Source organism: Cystobacter fuscus DSM 2262, from assembly GCF_000335475.2.
Lineage (GTDB): Bacteria > Myxococcota > Myxococcia > Myxococcales > Myxococcaceae > Cystobacter > Cystobacter fuscus.
Map to the genome: position 1 here is coordinate 542,377 of NZ_ANAH02000004.1, position 19,199 is coordinate 561,575.

At 68.2% G+C, this 19,199-nt stretch carries 15 protein-coding genes; 7 read left to right on the forward strand and 8 right to left on the reverse strand.

Annotated elements, in window-relative coordinates:
• Nucleotides 1–349: 349 nt before the first annotated feature.
• The gene (locus tag D187_RS06900) at nt 350–1,057 is read left to right on the forward strand and encodes a protein-tyrosine phosphatase family protein (RefSeq protein WP_002631147.1); all 708 of its coding nucleotides are present in this window, start codon (nt 350–352) and stop codon (nt 1,055–1,057) included.
• A gap of 25 nt (nt 1,058–1,082) precedes the next feature.
• On the opposite strand, the gene D187_RS49550 is transcribed toward D187_RS06900, so the two are convergent.
• Genes D187_RS49550 through D187_RS06915 form a run of 3 tightly spaced genes read right to left on the reverse strand, consistent with a single transcriptional unit; the run spans nt 1,083 to nt 3,430 of the window.
• A complete protein-coding gene (locus D187_RS49550) occupies nt 1,083–1,886 on the reverse strand; it encodes a hypothetical protein (protein WP_076606099.1) in 804 nt (267 codons plus the stop codon).
• A 55-nt stretch (nt 1,887–1,941) separates the two neighbouring features.
• Entirely contained in the window at nt 1,942–2,664 is a 723-nt protein-coding gene (locus D187_RS06910; RefSeq protein WP_002631149.1) for a class I SAM-dependent methyltransferase, read from the reverse strand.
• Between the two features lie 4 nt (nt 2,665–2,668).
• Nucleotides 2,669–3,430 carry an SDR family oxidoreductase gene (locus D187_RS06915; protein ID WP_002631150.1) on the reverse strand — a complete coding sequence of 254 codons (762 nt, stop codon included), beginning with the start codon at nt 3,428–3,430 and terminating at the stop codon, nt 2,669–2,671.
• 66 nt (nt 3,431–3,496) lie between these two features.
• On the opposite strand from D187_RS06915, the gene D187_RS06920 reads away from it, so the two are divergent.
• Entirely contained in the window at nt 3,497–4,819 is a 1,323-nt protein-coding gene (locus D187_RS06920; protein WP_245591627.1) for a DUF4032 domain-containing protein, read from the forward strand.
• A 21-nt stretch (nt 4,820–4,840) separates the two neighbouring features.
• On the opposite strand, the gene D187_RS06925 is transcribed toward D187_RS06920, so the two are convergent.
• Entirely contained in the window at nt 4,841–5,443 is a 603-nt protein-coding gene (locus D187_RS06925; protein ID WP_002631152.1) for a nucleotidyltransferase family protein, read from the reverse strand.
• 166 nt (nt 5,444–5,609) lie between these two features.
• Here D187_RS06925 and D187_RS06930 point away from each other — a divergent pair, with 166 nt between their 5' ends.
• From D187_RS06930 to D187_RS59175, 4 genes are all read left to right on the forward strand, one after another.
• Nucleotides 5,610–6,803: an XdhC family protein gene (locus tag D187_RS06930; RefSeq protein ID WP_002631153.1), complete on the forward strand. Its 1,194-nt coding sequence runs from the start codon at nt 5,610–5,612 to the stop codon at nt 6,801–6,803.
• A 108-nt stretch (nt 6,804–6,911) separates the two neighbouring features.
• A complete protein-coding gene (locus tag D187_RS06935) occupies nt 6,912–8,066 on the forward strand; it encodes a serine/threonine protein kinase (RefSeq protein WP_051256235.1) in 1,155 nt (384 codons plus the stop codon).
• A complete protein-coding gene (locus D187_RS06940) occupies nt 8,063–9,898 on the forward strand; it encodes a serine/threonine protein kinase (RefSeq protein ID WP_002631155.1) in 1,836 nt (611 codons plus the stop codon). Before D187_RS06935 ends, D187_RS06940 begins: the two co-directional genes overlap by 4 nt.
• A 99-nt stretch (nt 9,899–9,997) precedes the next feature.
• Nucleotides 9,998–10,882, forward strand: coding sequence for a DUF2381 family protein (locus tag D187_RS59175; RefSeq protein WP_076606114.1), 885 nt, complete (start codon nt 9,998–10,000; stop codon nt 10,880–10,882).
• A 25-nt stretch (nt 10,883–10,907) separates the two neighbouring features.
• Here D187_RS59175 and D187_RS06950 read toward each other — a convergent pair whose 3' ends face one another.
• Complete coding sequence (locus D187_RS06950) at nt 10,908–11,672, reverse strand: hypothetical protein (protein WP_020917830.1); 765 nt, start codon at nt 11,670–11,672, stop codon at nt 10,908–10,910.
• A gap of 731 nt (nt 11,673–12,403) precedes the next feature.
• Here D187_RS06950 and D187_RS06955 point away from each other — a divergent pair.
• Complete coding sequence (locus tag D187_RS06955; protein WP_245591638.1) at nt 12,404–13,606, forward strand: ISAs1 family transposase; 1,203 nt, start codon at nt 12,404–12,406, stop codon at nt 13,604–13,606.
• Nucleotides 13,607–14,006: 400 nt separating this feature from the next.
• Here D187_RS06955 and D187_RS54800 read toward each other — a convergent pair whose 3' ends face one another.
• The 3 genes from D187_RS54800 to D187_RS06965 all read right to left on the reverse strand — a co-directional run bounded on the left by D187_RS54800 (nt 14,007) and on the right by D187_RS06965 (nt 18,950).
• On the reverse strand, nt 14,007–14,771 hold the full coding sequence (locus tag D187_RS54800; protein ID WP_155893201.1) for a hypothetical protein: 765 nt from the start codon (nt 14,769–14,771) through the stop codon (nt 14,007–14,009).
• A gap of 458 nt (nt 14,772–15,229) precedes the next feature.
• On the reverse strand, nt 15,230–16,438 hold the full coding sequence (locus D187_RS06960; RefSeq protein ID WP_002628419.1) for a suppressor of fused domain protein: 1,209 nt from the start codon (nt 16,436–16,438) through the stop codon (nt 15,230–15,232).
• Nucleotides 16,439–16,595: 157 nt separating this feature from the next.
• The gene (locus tag D187_RS06965) at nt 16,596–18,950 is read right to left on the reverse strand and encodes a glycogen debranching protein (RefSeq protein WP_002628420.1); all 2,355 of its coding nucleotides are present in this window, start codon (nt 18,948–18,950) and stop codon (nt 16,596–16,598) included.
• Nucleotides 18,951–19,199 lie beyond the last annotated feature (249 nt).

Here is a 19,199-nt window from a genome sequence, read left to right on the forward strand (position 1 = left end):
GTGTGAGGAGAGCCTGGGACTGAACTCCCGAATACCCGGATAGTCCAGCCAGAACGTCTGGGCTGGGACGAATGGTGTACCAGACCCAGCGGTGGTGATTCGCATCGCGCTGGGCCTTGTCGCGGGTCCGCACCTCGCACTGGCGATGGGCACCCTGGCGCAGGTGGTAGGTTTCGGCGACAGTTCATTCATGTCGCTCACGGCCCCACCACACGAACACGCTCCACTCCTTGTTCGCGACGCTGCTGGCGACGAGGCGCTCCCGCGACGCTTCCGCTCGACCGCGAACGTCCCGGCCGGTATCGAGGAAGCAGGCTGGTACGCACTCCGTGCGTCTGGCAGCGCGCAAATGGGAGGCGCCGCGCTGCGAGCGCTCGCCGCCAACACCCCTGGCCCACTCGTCGTCGTGGACCTCCGCGAGGAGTCACACGGGTTCCTCGGCGACCTGCCCGTGTCGTGGTACGCGCCACGCAATGTCGGCAATCGAGGCCGCACGCGGGAGGCCACGCTGGCCGAGGAACTGCGCCTGCTGGACTCGCTGCGGCGCCACGAATCACTCGCCTTCGACGGCCAGGGCAAGGATCGCGGCCCGCCCGAGCCGGTGCGTCCCATCGCCGCGTTCGGCACCGTGTGCACCGAGGAGTCCATCTGCACCGAGGCCGGCGCCGGCTATGCCCGGCTGCTCGTCACGGACCACCACGGCCCGGATGCCGGAGAGCTCGATCGCTTCGTCGCGTTTCTCGAGCGCCTGCCCGACGGCGCCTGGGTTCATTATCACTGCCGCGGCGGGCGCGGACGCACCTCGACCTTCCTGCTGCTCCACGATCTGCTGCGCAACGCGCACCGCCTGCCCTTTTCCGTGATCGCCCACCGGCAGCGTGTGCTGTCCGACGGCTATGACCTCCTGGCCCATGGCGAGCCGGCCGATTGGAAGACACCGCTGCGGCGGGCACGAGCCGAGATCGTGCCCGCCTTCGCCGAATTCGCCCGGGAGCGCGCCGTCGGCGGAAGCCAGCGATTCACCGAGTGGCTGGGGGCGCGGCAGGAGATGCGTTAAGGGAGGGCACTTCAGAGCTGGGATGCTAGTGTCGCCCCAACGCCCTGTCCCAGGCAGCCAACTGCATGGTCACCGTGTATTTCCATGCGCTGGAGACATCCTCGAAGTCCTCTGGGCGGAGTGCGCCGAGGCGCTCGCGAAGGAAGCCCGGGTCGCTGAGTTCCTCTCGGTGCTTGAATTCGGTGTCCACCTTGACCAATGCAGGAATCACCCGGATCAAGGCCTCCATGCAATCCTGTCGGGTCGCACGAGACATGTGCTCCACTGTCCGTGCCAACTGCTCGTGCACCGAGACAGGGCCTCCAGGGCACCACGCCTCCAGCGTCATGCCGTAGATGTCCTCCACCAACTCCTCCAGCGTGTACTCGCGATCAAACCAGAATGCGTAGCGCGGGCCTTGGAGGACGTCCCAGAAGCGCAGCAGCGCGGCGAGCCGCCTCGCCATGCGCTGTGCGCTGCGCGGCGGGGGAGGAGATACTGCATGGTGGAGTGCCCCCCACGGGGTGCTCAAGCTGAAGGACTCGAAGGCTTCCTCCATTCGCTGACGCTCCTCTTTCGGGACGCCGTCATTCAAGTACATGAAGACCTCGTCGAACAGGTGCACCCGCCAGCGGGGCTGGGGGATGATGTCGAACTCGGCCCCCGAATGCATGAGCAGCACCTCGCCGGGCGGCACCTGGAGCATCCGCCGGGGATGGGTAAAGGCTCCCGTCTTGAGGTACTCCCGGGCCCACCTGCGGCCCTCGGTTCTCACCGCGCGGAGGATGGCGCCGGTAGGACCGTGGAGCATCGCTGGAAACTCAAGCACCGGCATCTGTGACAGGGTCATGGCTTTAGCCCTAACTTGAACGCTCGCGCATCGGGGGAGGTGCGCGGGCGGTGGCTCAGGACTCCTCGTCCGGGCCCGAGTCGCCGGGCTCGGTGTCGCCCAGGGGCATGCGCAGGGCGCGGGCTTTCTTCGCGCGCTTGCGGCTGAGCTCCACGCCCACCGCGTCCAGCCCCAGGTCATTGGCCACGGCGAGCACCGTGCCATGGCCACAGAAGGGGTCCACGATGCGGCGCGTGGAGGTGTTCTCCAGCACGTAACGGCAGGCGGCGAGGCACGCCTCCACGCCCATGCCGCGCGTCCACGTCACCTCACCCGCCTGGGGGAGCACGTCGGGGGTGGAGCGCGAGAGGTCGGCGCGCACGTCGCGCGAGAAGCACAACAGGTGCGAGTACGCGGGGCGTCCGAAGGTCGTCTGCCCCGCGGGGGCGCGGCACACCACCTTGTGCCAGAGCAGGGCGTGTCCCTGTTGCTCGGCGGCCTTCTGCACCAGGTAGCCCTTGTCCACCCACGTCCCGTCCTTCTTGATGTCCGTCTGGTAGAAGATGGTGACGCCCTCGTCCGGGCAGCGCGAGAGCACGAGCGCCGCGGTGCGCACGAACCAGTCCTTCCACTCGGCGAGGGTGAGGGTGGGGAACTCGGACACGTCGGGCATGGAGGTGATGAGCGAGCACCCCTCGAGCACCCCCTGCGCCTCCAGCCACGCGAGCGCATCCGCGCAGTGCACCGTGCGCTCGCCTTGGGGAGCCTCCCGCTCCGCTCGCCGTTCGTCCGAGGTCATGCGCTCAGCGCCGCTTCACGTTGAAGGGGCCGAAGCCCTGGTCGGCGGGCATGACCTCGATGACGTTGATGTTCACGCGCGGGGGGCGGGTGACGCACCACAGCACCACGTCGGCGATGTCCGCGGCGGTGAGCGGCTCCATGCCCTCGTACACCTTGCCCGCGCGCTCGGCGTCGCCCTTGAAGCGCACCAGCGAGAACTCCGTCTCCACCATGCCGGGCTGCACGTCCGTCACCCGCACGCGTGTGCCCGCCAGGTCCGCCTTCAGGTTCTGGGAGAACTGGTGCACGAACGCCTTGGTGGCCCCGTACACGTTGCCGCCCGGGTAGGGGTAGGTGGCCGCCACCGAGCCCAGGTTCACCACGTGCCCCCGGTTGCGCCGCACCATGCCCGGCAGGAGCGCGCGCGTCACGTACACCAGCCCCTTGCAGTTGGTGTCGATCATCGCCTCCCAGTCATCCATGGACGCCTCGTGCGCGGGCGACTGCCCCAGCGCCAGCCCCGCGTTGTTGACGAGCACGTCCACGTCGGCGAACTCCGGCGGCAGGGAGGCGAGCGAGGAGTCGACCTCTTCGCGCGAACCGACGTCCAATACGAGACAGTGGGATGGGGTAGGGAGGCGTGCGGCGAGGGAATGCAACCGCTCCTCGCGGCGTCCCACTAGGATGAGCCGCGCGCCTTCCTGGGAGAGCGAGAGGGCGCAGGCTTCACCAATGCCCGAAGTGGCCCCGGTCACCAGGGCTGTCCATCCTTGAAGCGTGTTCATGGTCGCCGATCCTACCGGCGCGGGGGAGGAGTGCACGTGTCTCATGACACCCGGAGTCTGATTCCCGTGGGTTCTCGCGTTAACATGGGCGTCATGACGCCCGCTCGTGCTCTCAACGCGATCCACCTGCGCCAGGGCCATCCGGACTTCCTGGATCTGCCCTGGCACCTACCGCTGGAGGCCTGGAACCGCGAGGTGTGTCCGCGCCTGGTCGAGGTGCCGCGCGGTCTGTCGCGGCACACGGTCGTCTTCGTGAGCTACGGGGCGGAGATCTACGCGCTCAAGGAGCTGCCCATGCCCATCGGCCAGCGCGAGTACGACGTGCTGCGCGGCCTGGAGGATCGGCGGCTGCCCTCGGTCACCCCCGTGGGGCACGCGCGCGTGCGCGCCCCGGATCAGCCCGGCAACGAGGTGGCCATCCTCTTCACCCAGTACCTGAGCTCGTCGCTGCCCTACCGCGTGCTCTTCATGAACAAGGGCCTGGAGCGCTACCGCGAGCGGCTCCTCGACGCCATGGCCAGCCTGCTCGTGCGCCTGCACCTGGGTGGCTTCTTCTGGGGCGACTGCTCCCTGTCCAACGTGCTCTTCCGCCGCGACGCGGGCGAGCTGCAGGCGTACGCGGTGGACGCCGAGACGTCCGAGCTGCACGCGAAGCTGTCCGACGGCCAGCGCGAGCTGGACCTGATGATCATGGAGGAGAACGTCACCGGGGGCCTGGCGGACCTGGCGGCCATGGAGGAGGTGGAGCTGCCCGCGGTGCTCGACGTGTACGAGACGGCCCCGAGCATCCGCCAGCGCTACGAGCGGCTGTGGACGGAGATCAACAAGGAGATCCCCATCTCGCGCAGCGAGAGCTACCGCATCCACGAGCGCATCCGGGCGCTCAATGACCTGGGCTTCTCGGTGGGCGAGGTGGACCTGGTGGCCAGCGGCGACGGCAGCCAGCTGCGCATGCGCACCATCGTCACGGACCGCGAGTACCATCGCCACCAGCTGCACAACCTCACGGGCCTGGTGGCCGAGGAGCGCCAGGCGGCGATGCTGCTCAACGAGGTGCGCGAGCTGAAGGCCACGCTCACGCGCGAGCTCAACCGGAGCGTGCCCCTGAGCGTGGCGGCGTTCCGCTGGCTCGACGAGCGCTTCCGGCCCACCATCAACAAGTTCCAGAAGGACCTGGGCGCGGCGGCGGACGAGGCCGAGCTGTACTGCCAGGTGCTCGAGCACAAGTGGTTCCTGTCGGAGAAGGCCAAGCGGGACGTGGGCCTGGACGCCGCCATCAAGGCGTACGTGGCGCTGCGCCGTGAGCAGCCCGCCCCCGCGCTCCTGCGCTCGGAGAGCGCCCCCCTGGCGGCCCTCGTGGAGTCCACCCGGCGGCTTCCGTCCGCGTAGCGCGCGGGCCCGGGCGGCGGCTCAACCGGGCTCGCCGCCCCGCTGGAGTCGCTCCTGGAGCCGCTCCTGGAGCCGCTCCACGTCCGCCTCGGTGTCCACGTCCAGGCCTCCGCCCTCGAGCGTCACCGGCTCCACCCGGCGTCCCCGGAACACGGCGCGCGCCCCCTGGTCCCCCTCGAGCGCGAGCAGCTCCGGGAGCAGGGCCGGGGAGAACAGGGCGGGCACCCCCACGACGCCCTCGTAGGCCGACGCGACGATGGGCGCCCCCGTGTCGCGCCAGGTGTGGGCCAGGGCGCGCAGGTGCTCGGCCGTGAGCAACGGCTGATCGCACGTGAGCACCAGCACCGCCGTGTCGACGCCCTCGAGCCCCTGGCGGATGGAGCTGGCGATTCCCTCCTCGGCGCGCGGGTTGTGGACGCAGGTGACGGGCAGGGAGGTCACGGCCCGGGAGACCTCCTCCGCGCGCGCCCCCGTCACCACCCGCACCGGGCCCAGCCCCGACTCCACCGCGAGCCTCGCCGCCCGGTGCACGAGCGTCTCCCCCCGCCACTCGACGAGCTGCTTGGGCCGGCCGAGCCGCGAGGAGGCCCCCGCCGCGAGCACCACCACCGTCACCGCTTCCATGCGCGCACCCTTTCTTCACTCGGCGCTGGGGGATTTCCCTGGGAGTGAAGCGTGAATGAGATTGGCGTCGAAAACACCGGGCAACTAGGTATGACCCCCGTATTTCATGCCACGGCCCGGCGTGTGCGACACTGGCCGCTGGAGCTACGAGGAGGCACGACGCCCCATGCGAGAGTTGAGCGAGGTCCTCACCGCGTACAGGGCGGCCCGGGCGAGCGGAGAGCCGCTGCTGCTCGCCACGCTCGTGCGGGTGGAGGGCTCGACGTACCGGCGGCCCGGTGCGCGGATGTTGATGACGGGCGAGCGTCAGCTCGCGGGCGGCATCAGCGGTGGGTGCCTGGAGTCCGACGTGCTGCGCAAGGCGCTCTGGCGCACCGAGCAGGGCGAGGCGGTCGTCATCCAGTACGACTCGCGCGCGGATGACGAGTTCGCCTTCACCATGGGTCTGGGCTGCAACGGGCTCGTCGAGCTGCTCCTGGAGCGGTTGGAGGGCTCCCGGCCCCACGTGTTGGACTTCCTGGAGCGCAGCCAGGCCGAGCGGGTGACGGCGGCGATCGCCACCGTGGTCGTCTCGGGCACGGGGCGCGAGCGGGTGGGGGCGCGGGTGATGCGTGACGCGCTCGGGCGTACGGACTCGAGCGTCCAGGACGAGGCCCTGCGCGCGCTGTTGATGGAGGACCTGGCGCAGGCGCTCGCGAGCGGCCACTCGGGTTACCAGCGCCGGGAGACGGACACGTGCGTGGTGGAGGTGGCCATCGAGGTGGTGGCTCCGCCGGTGCCGCTGGTGCTCTTCGGCACGGGCTTCGACGTGCACCCGGTGGTGGAGCTGGCCAAGAACATTGGCTGGCACGTGACGGTGGTGGGTACGCGGCCCTCGGGCAACCTGAAGACGCGCTTTCCCCGGGCGGACGCGTGGGTGGGCGCCCGCGCCGGCATGACGCTGGACGCGCTGAACCTGGACGCGCGCACGCTCGCGGTGCTCATGACGCACAACTTCACCGAGGACGAGGAGCTGCTCTCGCGGCTGCTGCCCTCGCCCGTGCGCTACATCGGCGTGCTGGGTCCCCGGCGCCGCCTCGAGCGGCTGCTCACGACGCTGGAGGGGCAGGGCATACGGCCGACGCCCGCGCAGCTCGCGCGGCTGTACGGGCCGGTGGGGTTGGACATCGGGGCGGAGGGGGCGGACGAGATCGCCCTGTCGATCGTCTCGGAGCTGCAGTCCTTCGTCGCCGGACGCGAGGGCGGGGCGTTGCGCCAGCGCACGGTGCCCATCCATCCGGACCCGGAGCCCTTCGTCGCGCGGCCCCTGCCTCGCGCCGCGGAGAACATCGTCCAGGCCACGTGCGCCCTGGAGTCCTGATGCATCCGCCCAGGGGTGCCTGACCCTCCAGGTCATTCCGGCGGACATCACATTGGAAGTAGGGTGAACCCCACCTGGCGAGTCATGTCGCCAGATGGAGGTCACCCCATGTTCGGTTTCATCCCGTCCCGGCACCGGCGCGTCCCGCCCGGCACGGGGCAGCTGCTCTTCCGCGAGGAAGGCGTCGAGTACGAGCAGATCAAGTGTGTGGGCACGGGTCCCTACGGAGAGCTCATCTTCCTGGCCTGGCGGCACGCCGCGCACCACGGCTCCACCCCGGTGGTGGTGAAGAGCCTGGGGGGGTTGCAGCCCTGGAAGCCGCGCCGGCGCCTGGAGGCGGAAGCGCGGTTGCTGTCGGGGCTCGTGCATCCGGGGATCGCCCGCGTCCTCGGTTGCCACTCGCGTGGGACCCAGCACTTCACGGTGTCGGAGTTCATCGAGGGCCACTCCCTGACCAAGCTGCTCGGCTACGCGGCGATGCGGGGCAGGCCCCTGAGCGAGGAGTTCGCCCTGTATGTCTGCGCCCAGGTGGCCGGGGCCCTCCATGCCGCGCATTCCATGCGGGGTGGGGACTTCCCGCCCTGGGGCCTGGTTCATCGCAACGTGTGCCCGGACAACATCCGGGTGGACCGCGGCGGCCAGCCCAAGCTCACCCACTTCGACCTCGCCGGGTGTCCCCTGCCGGGACGCGAGACGCTCACGGGGCTGACGGATCCGCTCGGAGACCCCGACTATGCCGCGCCCGAGCGGCTGTGCCCGCGGCTGGTGCGCGCGAGGCCGGATGCACGGCTGGACCTGTTCTCCCTGGGGCTCGTGCTGCTGGAACTGCTCACCCACAAGCACCTCTACTACGTGGCGACCGTGGACCAGCGCGTGGCGCGGCTCCTCCTGCTGCTCCGGCTCGCCGTCCACCCCATGTCGCGAGAAGAGGCCCGGTCGGTGGATCAGCTGGCGATCCGGGCCGAGCTCTTCCGTCCCAGTGACGTGGAGTACGCCGCGCGGGACGTCTCGGAGCCGGTGAAGGCGGTTGTCCACACGTTGCTGCGCCAGGAGCCCGGGGATCGCTACGTGACGGCCGCTGAAGTGCAGGCGGAGCTGCTGCGCTGCCTGAAGGGCCGGACCCTCTGGTACGGCGCCTGGCGGGCCGCGCGGGAGGTCCGGCAACTGGAGCGCGAGGTGGCCCACCTGCCGCACGAGGCCCAGACCGTGGGCTCCTACAGCGCTCGCGGTGGAGACTCCGCGCGCTCCACGACGACCCGATGAGCCGGGCGGAAGGACAGGCCCGGGGCGTGCACTCGCGCGGCGCCTTCGTGCTCCGGCGTCCGAGGGGCTGGAGGCGGGAGCGCGCCCGGGCGTTCGAGTTCCCGCGCCCGGGCGTGAACGTGGGTGGCTACCACCTGGAGGCGCGGCTGGGGACGGGAGGACAGGGCAGCGTGTACCGGGCGCGCCGCGAGGGCGGGGTATTCGCGGTGAAGCTCATTCCGCTGGCGCTCGCGCGCACGTGGGGGCAGCGGGAGCTGGAGGTGATGGCGCGGCTGAAGCTGCCCGGTATCGCGGCGCTGGAGGGACATGGACACTGGCCCGCGGTGGCGCCGCGCTTTCTCTTCCTGGTCACCCGGTACGTGAAGGGCCGCACGGTGTACGCCTGGGCGCGGGAGACGAATCCCTCGGCGCGCGAGGTGGTGGAGAAGGCGCGGGCGCTGGTGGGGGTGCTGGAGGCGGTGCATGGCGCGGGCGTGGTGCACCGGGACGTGAAGGGCGACAACGTGCTGGTGCGCGAGGAGGGGGGCGAGGTGGTGCTGGTGGACTTCGGCGCCGCGAGCTACGTGAACGCTCCGCGCCTCACCGTGCTCCTGCCTCCGGGCACGCCGCGCTACCGCAGCCCCGAGGCGATGCGCTTCCTGCTGGGGCACTCGCGGGGCGAGCGCTACGAGTCCCCGCCGGGGGATGACCTGTGGGCCTTCGGGGTGCTGCTGTACTGGCTGCTCACGGGGAGCTGGCCCTTCGAGGGGACGGAGTGGGGGGCGGTGCTGCACCCGGAGCCGGAGCCCCCACGCGCGCGCAACCCCCGGGTGCCCGTGGCCCTGAGCGCGCTGTGCCTGCGCCTGCTGGCGAGGACGCCCGGGGAGCGCTTCGCGGACGCGGCGGCGGTGGGCGAGGCCCTGGAGGCGGCGCGGGCGGGGGCGGGGGCGGACTGGGAGGTGCCGTTGTGTGACGCTTATGGGCCAGACACCGCCACCACGCACGAGGTGGCGCCGCTGGAGACGGACGAGGCCCTGGCCCGCCTCGAGCGGCTGGTGGCCCATGCCGAGCACCACCCTCCCGTGCGGGGCCGCCCCGTGGCCAGGGAGGAGTCCCTGGTGCCCGGGCGTTCCCCGAGGGGGTGGTGGTGGGGGCTCGGCGGGGTGCTGGTGCTGGGGCTGGCGCTCGGGGTGCTTCAATCCCTCTCGGGCCAGGAAATGGCGCCGCCGGGGAGGCCAATGGACGCTGAGGGGGGCGCGGTGTCCTCTCCCGAGGAACTCATCCCCGCGCCCGTCGTGGTTCCCACGATGCTCGGTAAGGAAGACACGCGCTTGAACAAGGACACGAAGACGAAGAAGGCCCTCGGACGCACGGCCCGGGTGGTGGGGGCGGGACTGGTGTGTCACGCCTTGGCGGGGTGCTCGGCCCCGCAGCGGCAGGTGTCGGCCACTCCGGAGCCGGCCGAGTGCCCGGCGGGAGCGGTCGAGGCTATGTCTCGTGAGTTGGCATTGCCCGTGGGCGAGAGAGCACTGGTCATGTTTGACAGCCGGCAGGTCAACAACATCCCCGTGCAGGAAGGTCTCGCACATGTGGAAATCGACTTGCGACATGGCCGCTGGGCGGGGCAGACCGGCATCTTCATTTCCGGGATGCTCACCGTGGGGCGGGACCGTGTGTATGGCCGTTTCACCCAGGCGCGCATCAAGGGCGGAGAACCTTTTCCGGTATGTCTGGAGCTGACGGACATGTTCAAGGGGGGGCGAGGGGTGCTCATCCGGGAGCCCGGCAGGAGCCCAGACACGGTCTTGATCTACTCCTCGGAGTATGTGGTTGCCGTGAAGCAATTCAAATGAGGGGAGCGCGGGCCGGAACGCTCTGGGTCCGCTCCCCATCGCTTTCTCATCGAGGTTCAAGGCCCTGTGTTCACTTCACCTCTGATGTTGTCGCTCTTCATGGGGGTATCCGCTCCCTCCCAGATGTGTCCTCCTCCAGAGGATGTGGAGGGTCGATGCATCGAGTTGACCGTGGGGGCCTTGGCGGAGATGCACGAGGTCCAGCTGAGTCCGGGATTGGTGACGACGTTTGTCTTCGACTCGGACGTGCGTCCGGACGGAATGACGCTCGAGGATTCCGGTCGATTCGAGGTGGCGGAGCTTGGAAAACACACGTTGGCGCTCATGCCCGTGGAAAATCCGAGGAGCGAAAAGCCTGGTGCGTTGACGGTGTGCTTCGCGGATGACGCTGCACCTGCGTGTGTCTCCTTCCGGCTGCTCATGCATCCCGTGATGGCCGAACGGCAGGTCCGGGTTTTGCGCCACCCCCGCTCGGCGAGTTCGCTGGAAGCGGAGTTGAGGCGAACTCACGAGGAGAATGACCGGCTCCACGCGGAACTCGCGAGGTTGAACGCCGGACGCGACGCGCCGCTCGGACTCGCGGGAATGTTGGTGTCTGGAGTGGCGGACGAGCGCGGAATGTCTTGTGTGCCCGGTGATACCGTCCAACCGCTGGGCTCGGTGTTGATCACGGCGGAGTTCTCCACCTGTCGAACTTCCAAGAGGGCCATCGTACGGGTTCGGGTGCGGAACAACAGTGAGACGCCCTGGACAGCTCACGGGGCGAAGTTGGTGGGCCCAAAGGGTGAAGCCTGGCGAGGCTCGGTGTGGCCCGAGGAACCTATTCCGCCGAGCACATTGGTTGATCTCTTCATCGAGGCGCGGGTCGAGGACGTGCGGACGGAGGGGCCCTTCGTCTTGAAGTTGTGGGAGGCGAACGGGTCACGCACCGTGCGGCTGGGCCGTGTGGCCTTCCCCGTGTTGGGCACGGGGACCGCCTTTTGATGACGGCTCGGGTGGTGCATCGATGTCAATCATCACTCGCGGCCCGGTGGTTGGACTCGCATAGCCACAGTTCATCGGTGCGGTGTTTGCAGATGTACCCGTCTCCGCAGGCGGCGGAATCCCCGGGCGTGCACTTCTTGCGACACTGGTACATGTCACACACCGAGTCCTCGGGACAGAACGGACCTTCGGCCTGGGTATCACAGGGTTGCCGGCATCCCATCCACACCTCGCCTGGAGACAGGGGATAGTCCCTGACGGTGCAGGGCTGTTCCCGCTCGCAAGGGGTCTGCTGGCAGTTCTGCCCGTGGACCGTGGCGCAGATGGAGATGCGCGGGGCCACCGAGACGCATTGCTGCCCCTCGGGACAGGTGCGCCCCTCGCACGTGGGTTGGCAAAGGGCGCCAGTGGGCGTGTCCTCGCAGAAGAAGCCCTCCGGGCAACTGGCGGGTTCATCCAACTGGCAGGGACGGCCGCACCGGTAATGGCAGAGCAGTCCTTTTTCACAGCCATACTGCCGCTCGCGAGTGAATCCCGCGCACACTTCTCCTTCCTTGCGATCTCCCACCAGCGAGCAGGCGTTGAGGAGGTCCTTGCCGCTGTCGGATGTATAGGTCTGGCAGGTGAATCCCTCCGGACACTGCGAGTCCGTCATGCATCTGCTATCCACACAGTAGCTGTGATGGGTCACCATGCTGAAGAAGCAGCGCAGCCGCGGATCACAGTCCGCGTCCGTTTGGCAGCTCCGGCCATAGGTGAGCGTGTTGTTCCTCTCGGCTGGAGTGAGCATGGGAATGACATCCTGGCGCTCGGCGTGTGCTGGTTTCCAGCCAGGGACCAACGAGGCGGAGGCGAGCAGCCATAGCGCGGGGAGTGGGAGGATAACGCCGATGAGGGCTGTGCCCAAGATGCGCCAGTTCATGGATTGCGTTGCCTCGGCTCAATCTCTGGGCCAACATTCCTGTGGGCAGCTGGCCGAAGTCGTGCGTCCATTCTTGTTGGAGCAAAGTCGCAGCCACTTTTCCCTGGGCATGTCGCAGGAAAACACCAGTCCCCTGCTCCTTCGCTCCGCTTCCATGTCCTTGCGCAGGGCCATGTCCATGGTACCGCCCTTGACCCAGGCATGTGGGCACCCTGTTCCCCAGGTGACAATGAGTACCAGTGTCAGCACTCGGTGTTTCATGGACTCGTCCCCCCACGTGAGTCGCATGGTATCACCGATCGAGCAGGGAGGGGTGGCCCGCAGGCTTGATTCAAAGTCCCACGAGAGAAGTTATCCCACCTGGACCTACGGGCGAGGTAAGGTGCCCATCCATGGGACGAGGTGGCGCGGGCAGCGGTGGGCTGATCGCGAGGCACGAGTCCGGCACAGGTAGGACGCGGGCCAGATGAGGCCGTTGGAGAGTCGACGTGGACGGGGAGAAAAACCGGGGCGGGAGAGCTGGCGGGCCCTCCACACCCCCTGAGAAGCAAACAGGGACGAGGAAGCAGCAGGGAGCAAACACCTCGGCCGTGCAGCAGATGCTGACGCGATTGGGACTGACGTTCAAGGAGATAGTGGACCCGCGGGCCAGTCGCGGCAAGAGGCACGGGTTGGGGGCGCTCCTGTCGCTGCTGGTGGTGGGGATGGCGACGGGAAGAAGAGTGCTGCGACAGGTAGAGGCATTGGGGGAGGACCTGGTGCGTGAAGGGACGGAGCCGAAGGGGTTGAGCGGAGCGGTGTCGGACACGACGTTGGATAGACTGCTCAGTCAGCTTGGGCCCGAGGGATGGGACAAGGTGTTGCAGCAGTCGGTGCGGACAGCACTCGAGCAGGGAGTGCTGAGGCAAGACAAGCTGGCGGCGGGAGTGGTGTCGATTGACGGCAAGGCGGGGGAGAGCACGCGAGGACAAGCGCCGTGCGAGCCCTGTCACACACTCCGGGATGAGCAAGGGCAGGAGTATTGGTACCCCTTCGCGCTCCGGGCGGCGCTCACCAGCAGCAGGGCGTGCCCGGTGCTCGACCAGATGATGTTGGAAGGCAAGCAAGGAGAAGCGACGGCCTTTGCGAAGTTGCTCGGACGAGTCGTGGAGAAGTATGGCGAGCACTTCAAGTATGTGACAGGGGACGCGGGGCTGACGAGCGCGGCGAACGCGAGGGCGGTGAGGGAAGCGGGCAAACATTACCTGTTCGCGCTCAAGGAGAACTTCAGCCGGTTGCACGACGTGGCGTGGATAGCGCTGGCAACGGCCCCGGTACAGGTGAGAGTGAGAGAGAAGGCGCGGGGCGAGTGGGTGGAAAGGGAGTTGAGAGTCACGCCCGTACCCGAGACAGAAGAGTTTCCCGAAGCCCGGCAATGGATATGGGTGCGCAGCACGCGGGAGCGCGAGGGGCGTTTGCCCGAGGTGGAGACGCGACTGTTTCTCACCTCCATTCCCAGTGGGGAGTTGTCGGGGGAGCAGATGCTGACAGTAGTGAGAGGGCATTGGGGAATAGAGAACGGGCCGAACTGGACGGCGGACGTGGTGCTGGAGGAAGACACGGCCTCGGCCAGCCTACGGGGGCAGGCTCCCGTGGTGCTCAGTTGGCTGCGGCTGCTGGCCTACAACCTGTTGGCGTTGGTGCGCACGCACCTGCCCCCAAAAGACGGCAGGCCCGTGTCCTATGCTCGCACCCAGGAAGTGCTCTACCAAGGCTTGCTGGGCCTGGCGGTGCTCCCGGAGACTCTGGCCGCACTTGCCTGAGCGCCCGCCAGCGCCTGGCTCCGGTCTCCTCTGCTTCCACCTCCTCGGCTTCGCGGGTCCGTCTTCAGCCAGTATCCCTCCCCGGGGGGCGCCTCTCGCGAGGGCCGTCTGGGAGAACGCCACCTCATTGCCTGATACGGCTTGTCTCCCTCCCACCCCTCCTCAAAACCTCCCCCCAGGACTTTGGATCAAGCCTGGGGGTGGCCCGAGGAACCTGTTCCGCCGAGCAAATCCGTCGATCTCTTCATTGAGGCACGGGTCGAGGACGTGCGGATGGAGGGGCCCTTCGTCTTGAAGTTGTGGGAAGCGAACGGGTCACGCACCGTGCGACTGGGCCGCGTGGCCTCTCCCGTGCTGGGGGCGGGGACGGCCTTTTGATGGCTCGGGTGGAGCATCGATGTCAATCAGTACTCGCGGTCCGATGGTTGGACTCGCATAGCCACAGTTCATCGGTGCGGTGCTTGCAGATGTACCCGTCTCCGCAGATGGAGGAATCCCCGGGTGTGCACTTCTTGCGACACCGGTACAGGTCACACACCGAGTCCTCGGGACAGAACGGACCTTCGGCCTGGGTGTCACAGGGTTGCTGGCAGCCCATCCACACCTCGCCCGGAGACAGGGGGTAGTCGCTGACGGTGCAGACTTGTTCCCGCTCGCAAGGGGTCTGCTGACAGTTCTCTCCGTGGACCGTGGCGCAGATGGAGATGCGCGGGGCCACCGAAATGCACTGCTGTCCCTCGGGGCAGGTGCGCCCCTCGCACGTGGGCTGACACACAGCTCCGGTGGGCACGTCCTTACAAAAGAAGCCCTCCGGACAACTGGCTGGGTCGTCCGGCTGGCAGGGACGGCCGCACCGGTAATGGCAGCGCAGCCCTTGTTCACAGCCGTACTGCCGCTCGCGAGTGAAGCCCGCGCACACTTCTCCTTCCTTGCGGTCTCCCACGAGGGAGCAGGCGTTGATGAGGTCTTGTTTGTTCCTGGCTGTATATGTCTGGCAGGCGAATCCATCTGGGCACTGCGAGTCCGTCATGCACCTGCTGTCCACACAGTAACTGTCCTGAGTCACCATGCTGAAGAAACAGCGCAGCCGTGGATCGCAGTCCATATCCGTTCGGCACTTCCGGCCATAGGTGAGCACGTTCTGCCGCTCGATTGGCGTGAGCATGGGAACGAGATTCCGGCGTTGGGTATGTGGCGATTGCGCGCTGGGAACGACCGAGGTGGATGCGAGCAGCCATAGCGTGGGTAGCGGTAGGGAAATGCCGACGAGAACTGCCCCCAAGATGCGCCATTTCATGGAGTGCGTCGCCTCAAGCTACTTGTAGGGTCGACATTCTGGTGGGCACTCCAGCGAAGTCGTGTGTCCGTCTTCGTCAAAGCAAAGTTCCATCCATTCTGCCCTGGGCATGTGGCAAGGGAACACCAGCCCCTTGCTCCTTCGCTCCGCTTCCATGTCCTTTCGCAAGGCCATGTCCATGGTACCTCCCTTGACCCAGGCATGTGGGCACCCTGTTCCCCAGCCGAGAAGCAGTGCCAGCGTCAGCACTCGGTGTTTCATGGACTCATCCCCCCCCCACGTGAGTCGCATGGTATCACCGATCGAGCAGGGAGGGGTGGCCCCGCTCACCGCAGCATGGGCAGCACGGACTTCCTCCGCGCCCGGGACAGGTGCTCCTCGCCACTGCTCGAGAAGTAGCGCGCCAGTTGCTCCCGGCCCTCGGCTCCTCGCTCCATCACGTACGCGAACTCCGCCGGCAGCAGTGCCTTCACCGTGACGAGCCTCACGTCTCCCTCTGGCAGTGCGAAGTGTCCAGGCAGCGTCCCCGACTCCACACCCAACAGCACGCCCACCCGGCCCTCCTGGGTGACGAGCAACGTGGGCATCCGCTTGCCCGACACATCCAGGCAGAAGGGGCCCACCTTCACCGCCTCGCGCACGGGCTCGCTCCGCGCCAGTTCATCACCCACCCGCTGCAGGAGCTGGAGGGGCCAATTCTTGTGCACCTCCTTCATCTCCGAGTCCGTCTCCAGCAGCAGCTCCAGGCCGAACCCCACCGAGGGGGCCTCGCTCTCGGGGAAGGGATCCGACAGTCCGTCCGTCACCAGCAGGGTGCTGCCCCCGGCGCGGCGCAGGACACGCCACGCCTGACGACGGCCCGGCCACGCCCCGTGGTTCACCAGGGGAATCCGCGCTTGTTCATCCACCACGCCCAGCGTGTGCCAGAAGTCCACGCGCGCCACCTGTGCTTGCTCGTGCCGCTCCCGCGCCTGGCGCCGGGCCTCCGCCGCGGCAGCGGTGCCGGTGCCCGGGCTCGGACTCGGGGCCGCCGGCAGTTCCCAGAAGCGCAGGCCCGTGCCGCCCACCGCTTCCAGCGCCTGCTTCAGCTCCTCGGTGACGAGCAGCGTCTGCCACCCCCGGGCGCGGAACACCTGCGCGTCACCCACCCGCGTGACATCCAGTCGCGGAGGACCCGCGCGGGAGGGCGTCTTCTCCTGCTCCACCCGCCGCGTGCACACCAGCAGGAAGAAGGGCTCGGGATGGGCCTCCACCTGCACGGGCAGCAGTTGCGTGTCCCGGGGCGCCCGCTCGGCGAAGACGGCGGCCAGCCGCGCGCTGACGACCGGGATGCCCACGCCCGCCTCGGTGAAGTCCAGCGCCACGCCGTCATACGCCCGGAGCGGCAGGCTCAGCGGCCCCTCGCACGTGACCGGCTCGCCCGCCGTGAACAGCGACTCCGCCAGTTGCTGGCCCCGCGCGTCCAGGGGCGCGTCCAGGTCCCAGCGCTCGGGGATGTGGAGGTCGTCAGTGAGTTCGAAGTACCGCTTCGACATGAGAGGCGCCCTGACAGTCCATCCAGTGGACTTTTGAAGTCATGGCGCGGATACCTACCAAAGAAGTCCAGCCCTCCGCGAGCACGAAGCGCCACGGGGCGCGGCCCTCCCTGGCGCCGCGCCCCGCGGATGACTCCGTCGCTGCGCTCTCCTTCGTCTACTTCGCGATCAGCACCACGAGGCCCCGGGCGCACACGCCGTAGACGGTGTTCTCCCCGCCGACGAGCGTCTCGCTGCCGGGACTCGCCACTTGAGTCGAGCCCTCGGCCCAGTTGCACGTGTCCGTCACCCGGTACCAGCTCTTGCCGGCGAAGGGCCAGGGCAGCGTGAAGTTCACCGCGTCGCTCCAGCCGTTGTACGCGACGTAGATGGCCGCGGCCGGGTCACCGAACTCGGTGCCGTCGATGCGCCAGGCGAGCGCGTGGTTGCCGGCATTGGTCATGTAGGCCGAGTCCGCCAGGGCGCCGTCCGGGCGGAACCAGCGCAGCTGCTCCATGACGTTGCCGTTGGTGTCCGAGCCGCTGAAGAAGTTGGCCGGGCGCAGCGCCGGGTGCGCCTTGCGGAAGGCGATGAGCCGCTGGGCGAACGTCTTGAAGTTCGTCTGCTCCGCCGTCAGCGAGTAGTTGAGCCAGTTGGCGCTGGAGTCCAGGTTGTAGGCGTTGTTGTTGCAGTTCTGGCTGCGCAGGAACTCGTCGCCGCCGTTGAACATGGGCGTGCCGGCGCTGAGCATCAGCAGGGCGAGGCCATTGCGCGCGGCCCGGCGCTGATCCGCGCCCGCGCCGCCCTGGTCCCAGGAGATGTTGTGGTCCTCGCCGCCGTCGGACGGGCCGTAGGGCCAGGCCTGGGAGTTGTTCTTGCTGTTGCAGCTGTACAGGTCCTTGAGGGTGAAGCCGTCGTGGGCCACCAGGAAGTTGATGGAGTGGGCGGGCTTGCGGCCGTCATCCCCATACAGGTCCGAGGAGCCCGCCAGCCGCGTGGCCAGGTCGCCCGGCGTCACCGTGGCCGAGCCGAGCTGGTTCTGGTCCTTGCGGAAGGTGTCGCGGTAGTAGCCGTTCCACTCGGCCCAGCCGCTGGGGAAGTTGCCCACCTGGTAGCTGTTGCCGCCAATGGCCCACGGCTCGGCGATGAGGTCCGCGCCCGTGCCGCCGCCCGGCGCGCGCGGCGACAGGTTGTTCCACACGCGGTTGAGGGCGTTGCCGCTGTCCATCTTGTCGTAGTTGAAGCAGCCGTGCTCGCACGTGTTGCCCAGCACCGACGCGAGGTCGAAGCGGAACCCGTCCACGCCCAGCTCGTCCTTCCAGTACTTGAGCGAGTGGATGATGAGATCCTGCGCCACGCCGTTGCGCGTGTTGAAGTTGCCGCCCACGCCCGTGTTGTCCCAGCTGCTCTGCTTGTCGCTGGTGAGGCTGTAGTACGTGGGGTTGTCCAGGCCGCGGAAGGTGAGGACGTTGTAGGTGCTCGTGTCCGAGCTGCTCCACGAGCCGCCCTCGCCCGTGTGGTTGTAGACCACGTCGATGAAGACCTTGATGCCCTGGGCATGGAAGGCCTTCACCATCTCCTTGAACTCGCGCGTGGGGCCGCCGGGGGTGCGGTCGGACGAGTAGCGGCGATCCGGCGCGAAGAAGTTGAGCGTCATGTACCCCCAGTAGTTGTCGTCCTGGGTGGTGGTGGGGACCACGTCGTTGTCGTCGTTGTCCGTCTCCTGCACGGGGAGGAACTCGACGGCGGTGACGCCCAGCGCCGCGAGTGACGCGGCCTTCAGGCCCGCGCCCTTGTAGGTGCCCTGGTAGGCGGCGGCGATGCTCGAGTCCCCCTTGGTGAGGCCGCGCACGTGCACCTCGTAGATGATGTCGTCCTTGAGGGCGCGCGTGGGCTTGGTGCCGAAGGTGGTGGTGTCTGGCGCGAGGACGATGCCCTTGGGCGCCTTGGTGCCGCTGTCCTTGGTGCGGTGGGTGGGGCCGGAGGCATAGAGGGTGCCGTCCGTGTTGCTGGGGTTGGTGGGGTCGTGGCTGATTTCGAGCGCGTACGGGTCCACCAGGAGCTTGTTGGGGTTGAAGCGGTTGCCCTGCGCGTCCACGTCCGAGACGAAGCCGGTGGAGCTGCCCTTGGTCCAGGAGGCGCTGTAGGGCCAGTTGGGGCCCCAGGCGCGATAGCCGTAGTACACGGTGCCGGCGACGCCAGCGCTCCGCAGCGCGGAGACGGCCACCGTCGTGCTCCACACGTTGTTGGCGTTCTTGGTGAGCGCGTACCGGGCCTTCTCCTGCTCGCCCTGGGCGGTGTTGTAGACGAAGACCTCGATGCGGGTGGCGCGTGAGGAGAAGACGTTGAAGGTGATGTTGCTCTGCGTCGCGTCGTACTGGGCGCCGAGCGTCCAGGACAGCCCCGCCTGGCTCACCTGGGTGTTGGAGGTGTCGGGCGTGCTGGAGTCGACGGACGGGGTGCCGCAGGACAGGACGGCGCCCGCGGCGATGAGGGCGCGCCAGGGGAGGCGGTTCGGGGAAGGAAGCTTCATGGTGGAACTCCCGGCGCGGCGGAGGGGTAGGCAGGCAGCGGGCCCGCGCCTGCCCGCGTCCCATTCTCCTGCACACCCCTGACTGGGGAGTCAATCCAGAGGGCCCGCGAGTCGGGAGAGGTGATGGCCAGCGCGCAGTCGGGACGCGCCGCGTCGTCACCCGGGGTCGCTGGTGGCCCAGGAGACTCTGCGTATGGCCTTCCTTGGAACCGCGGCGCCGATCCTCCTCGTGACGACGCTCCCGCGCTG

Coding starts and splice junctions, on each gene's coding strand:
- D187_RS06900 (WP_002631147.1), top strand. CDS start 350: ATGGGAGGCGCCGCGCTGCGAGCGCTCGCCGCCAACACCCCTGGCCCA.
- D187_RS49550 (WP_076606099.1), bottom strand. CDS start 1,886: ATGACCCTGTCACAGATGCCGGTGCTTGAGTTTCCAGCGATGCTCCAC.
- D187_RS06910 (WP_002631149.1), bottom strand. CDS start 2,664: ATGACCTCGGACGAACGGCGAGCGGAGCGGGAGGCTCCCCAAGGCGAG.
- D187_RS06915 (WP_002631150.1), bottom strand. CDS start 3,430: ATGAACACGCTTCAAGGATGGACAGCCCTGGTGACCGGGGCCACTTCG.
- D187_RS06925 (WP_002631152.1), bottom strand. CDS start 5,443: ATGGAAGCGGTGACGGTGGTGGTGCTCGCGGCGGGGGCCTCCTCGCGG.
- D187_RS06930 (WP_002631153.1), top strand. CDS start 5,610: ATGCGAGAGTTGAGCGAGGTCCTCACCGCGTACAGGGCGGCCCGGGCG.
- D187_RS06935 (WP_051256235.1), top strand. CDS start 6,912: ATGTTCGGTTTCATCCCGTCCCGGCACCGGCGCGTCCCGCCCGGCACG.
- D187_RS06940 (WP_002631155.1), top strand. CDS start 8,063: ATGAGCCGGGCGGAAGGACAGGCCCGGGGCGTGCACTCGCGCGGCGCC.
- D187_RS59175 (WP_076606114.1), top strand. CDS start 9,998: ATGGGGGTATCCGCTCCCTCCCAGATGTGTCCTCCTCCAGAGGATGTG.
- D187_RS06950 (WP_020917830.1), bottom strand. CDS start 11,672: ATGCTCACTCCAGCCGAGAGGAACAACACGCTCACCTATGGCCGGAGC.
- D187_RS06955 (WP_245591638.1), top strand. CDS start 12,404: ATGCTGACGCGATTGGGACTGACGTTCAAGGAGATAGTGGACCCGCGG.
- D187_RS54800 (WP_155893201.1), bottom strand. CDS start 14,771: ATGCTCACGCCAATCGAGCGGCAGAACGTGCTCACCTATGGCCGGAAG.
- D187_RS06960 (WP_002628419.1), bottom strand. CDS start 16,438: ATGTCGAAGCGGTACTTCGAACTCACTGACGACCTCCACATCCCCGAG.
- D187_RS06965 (WP_002628420.1), bottom strand. CDS start 18,950: ATGAAGCTTCCTTCCCCGAACCGCCTCCCCTGGCGCGCCCTCATCGCC.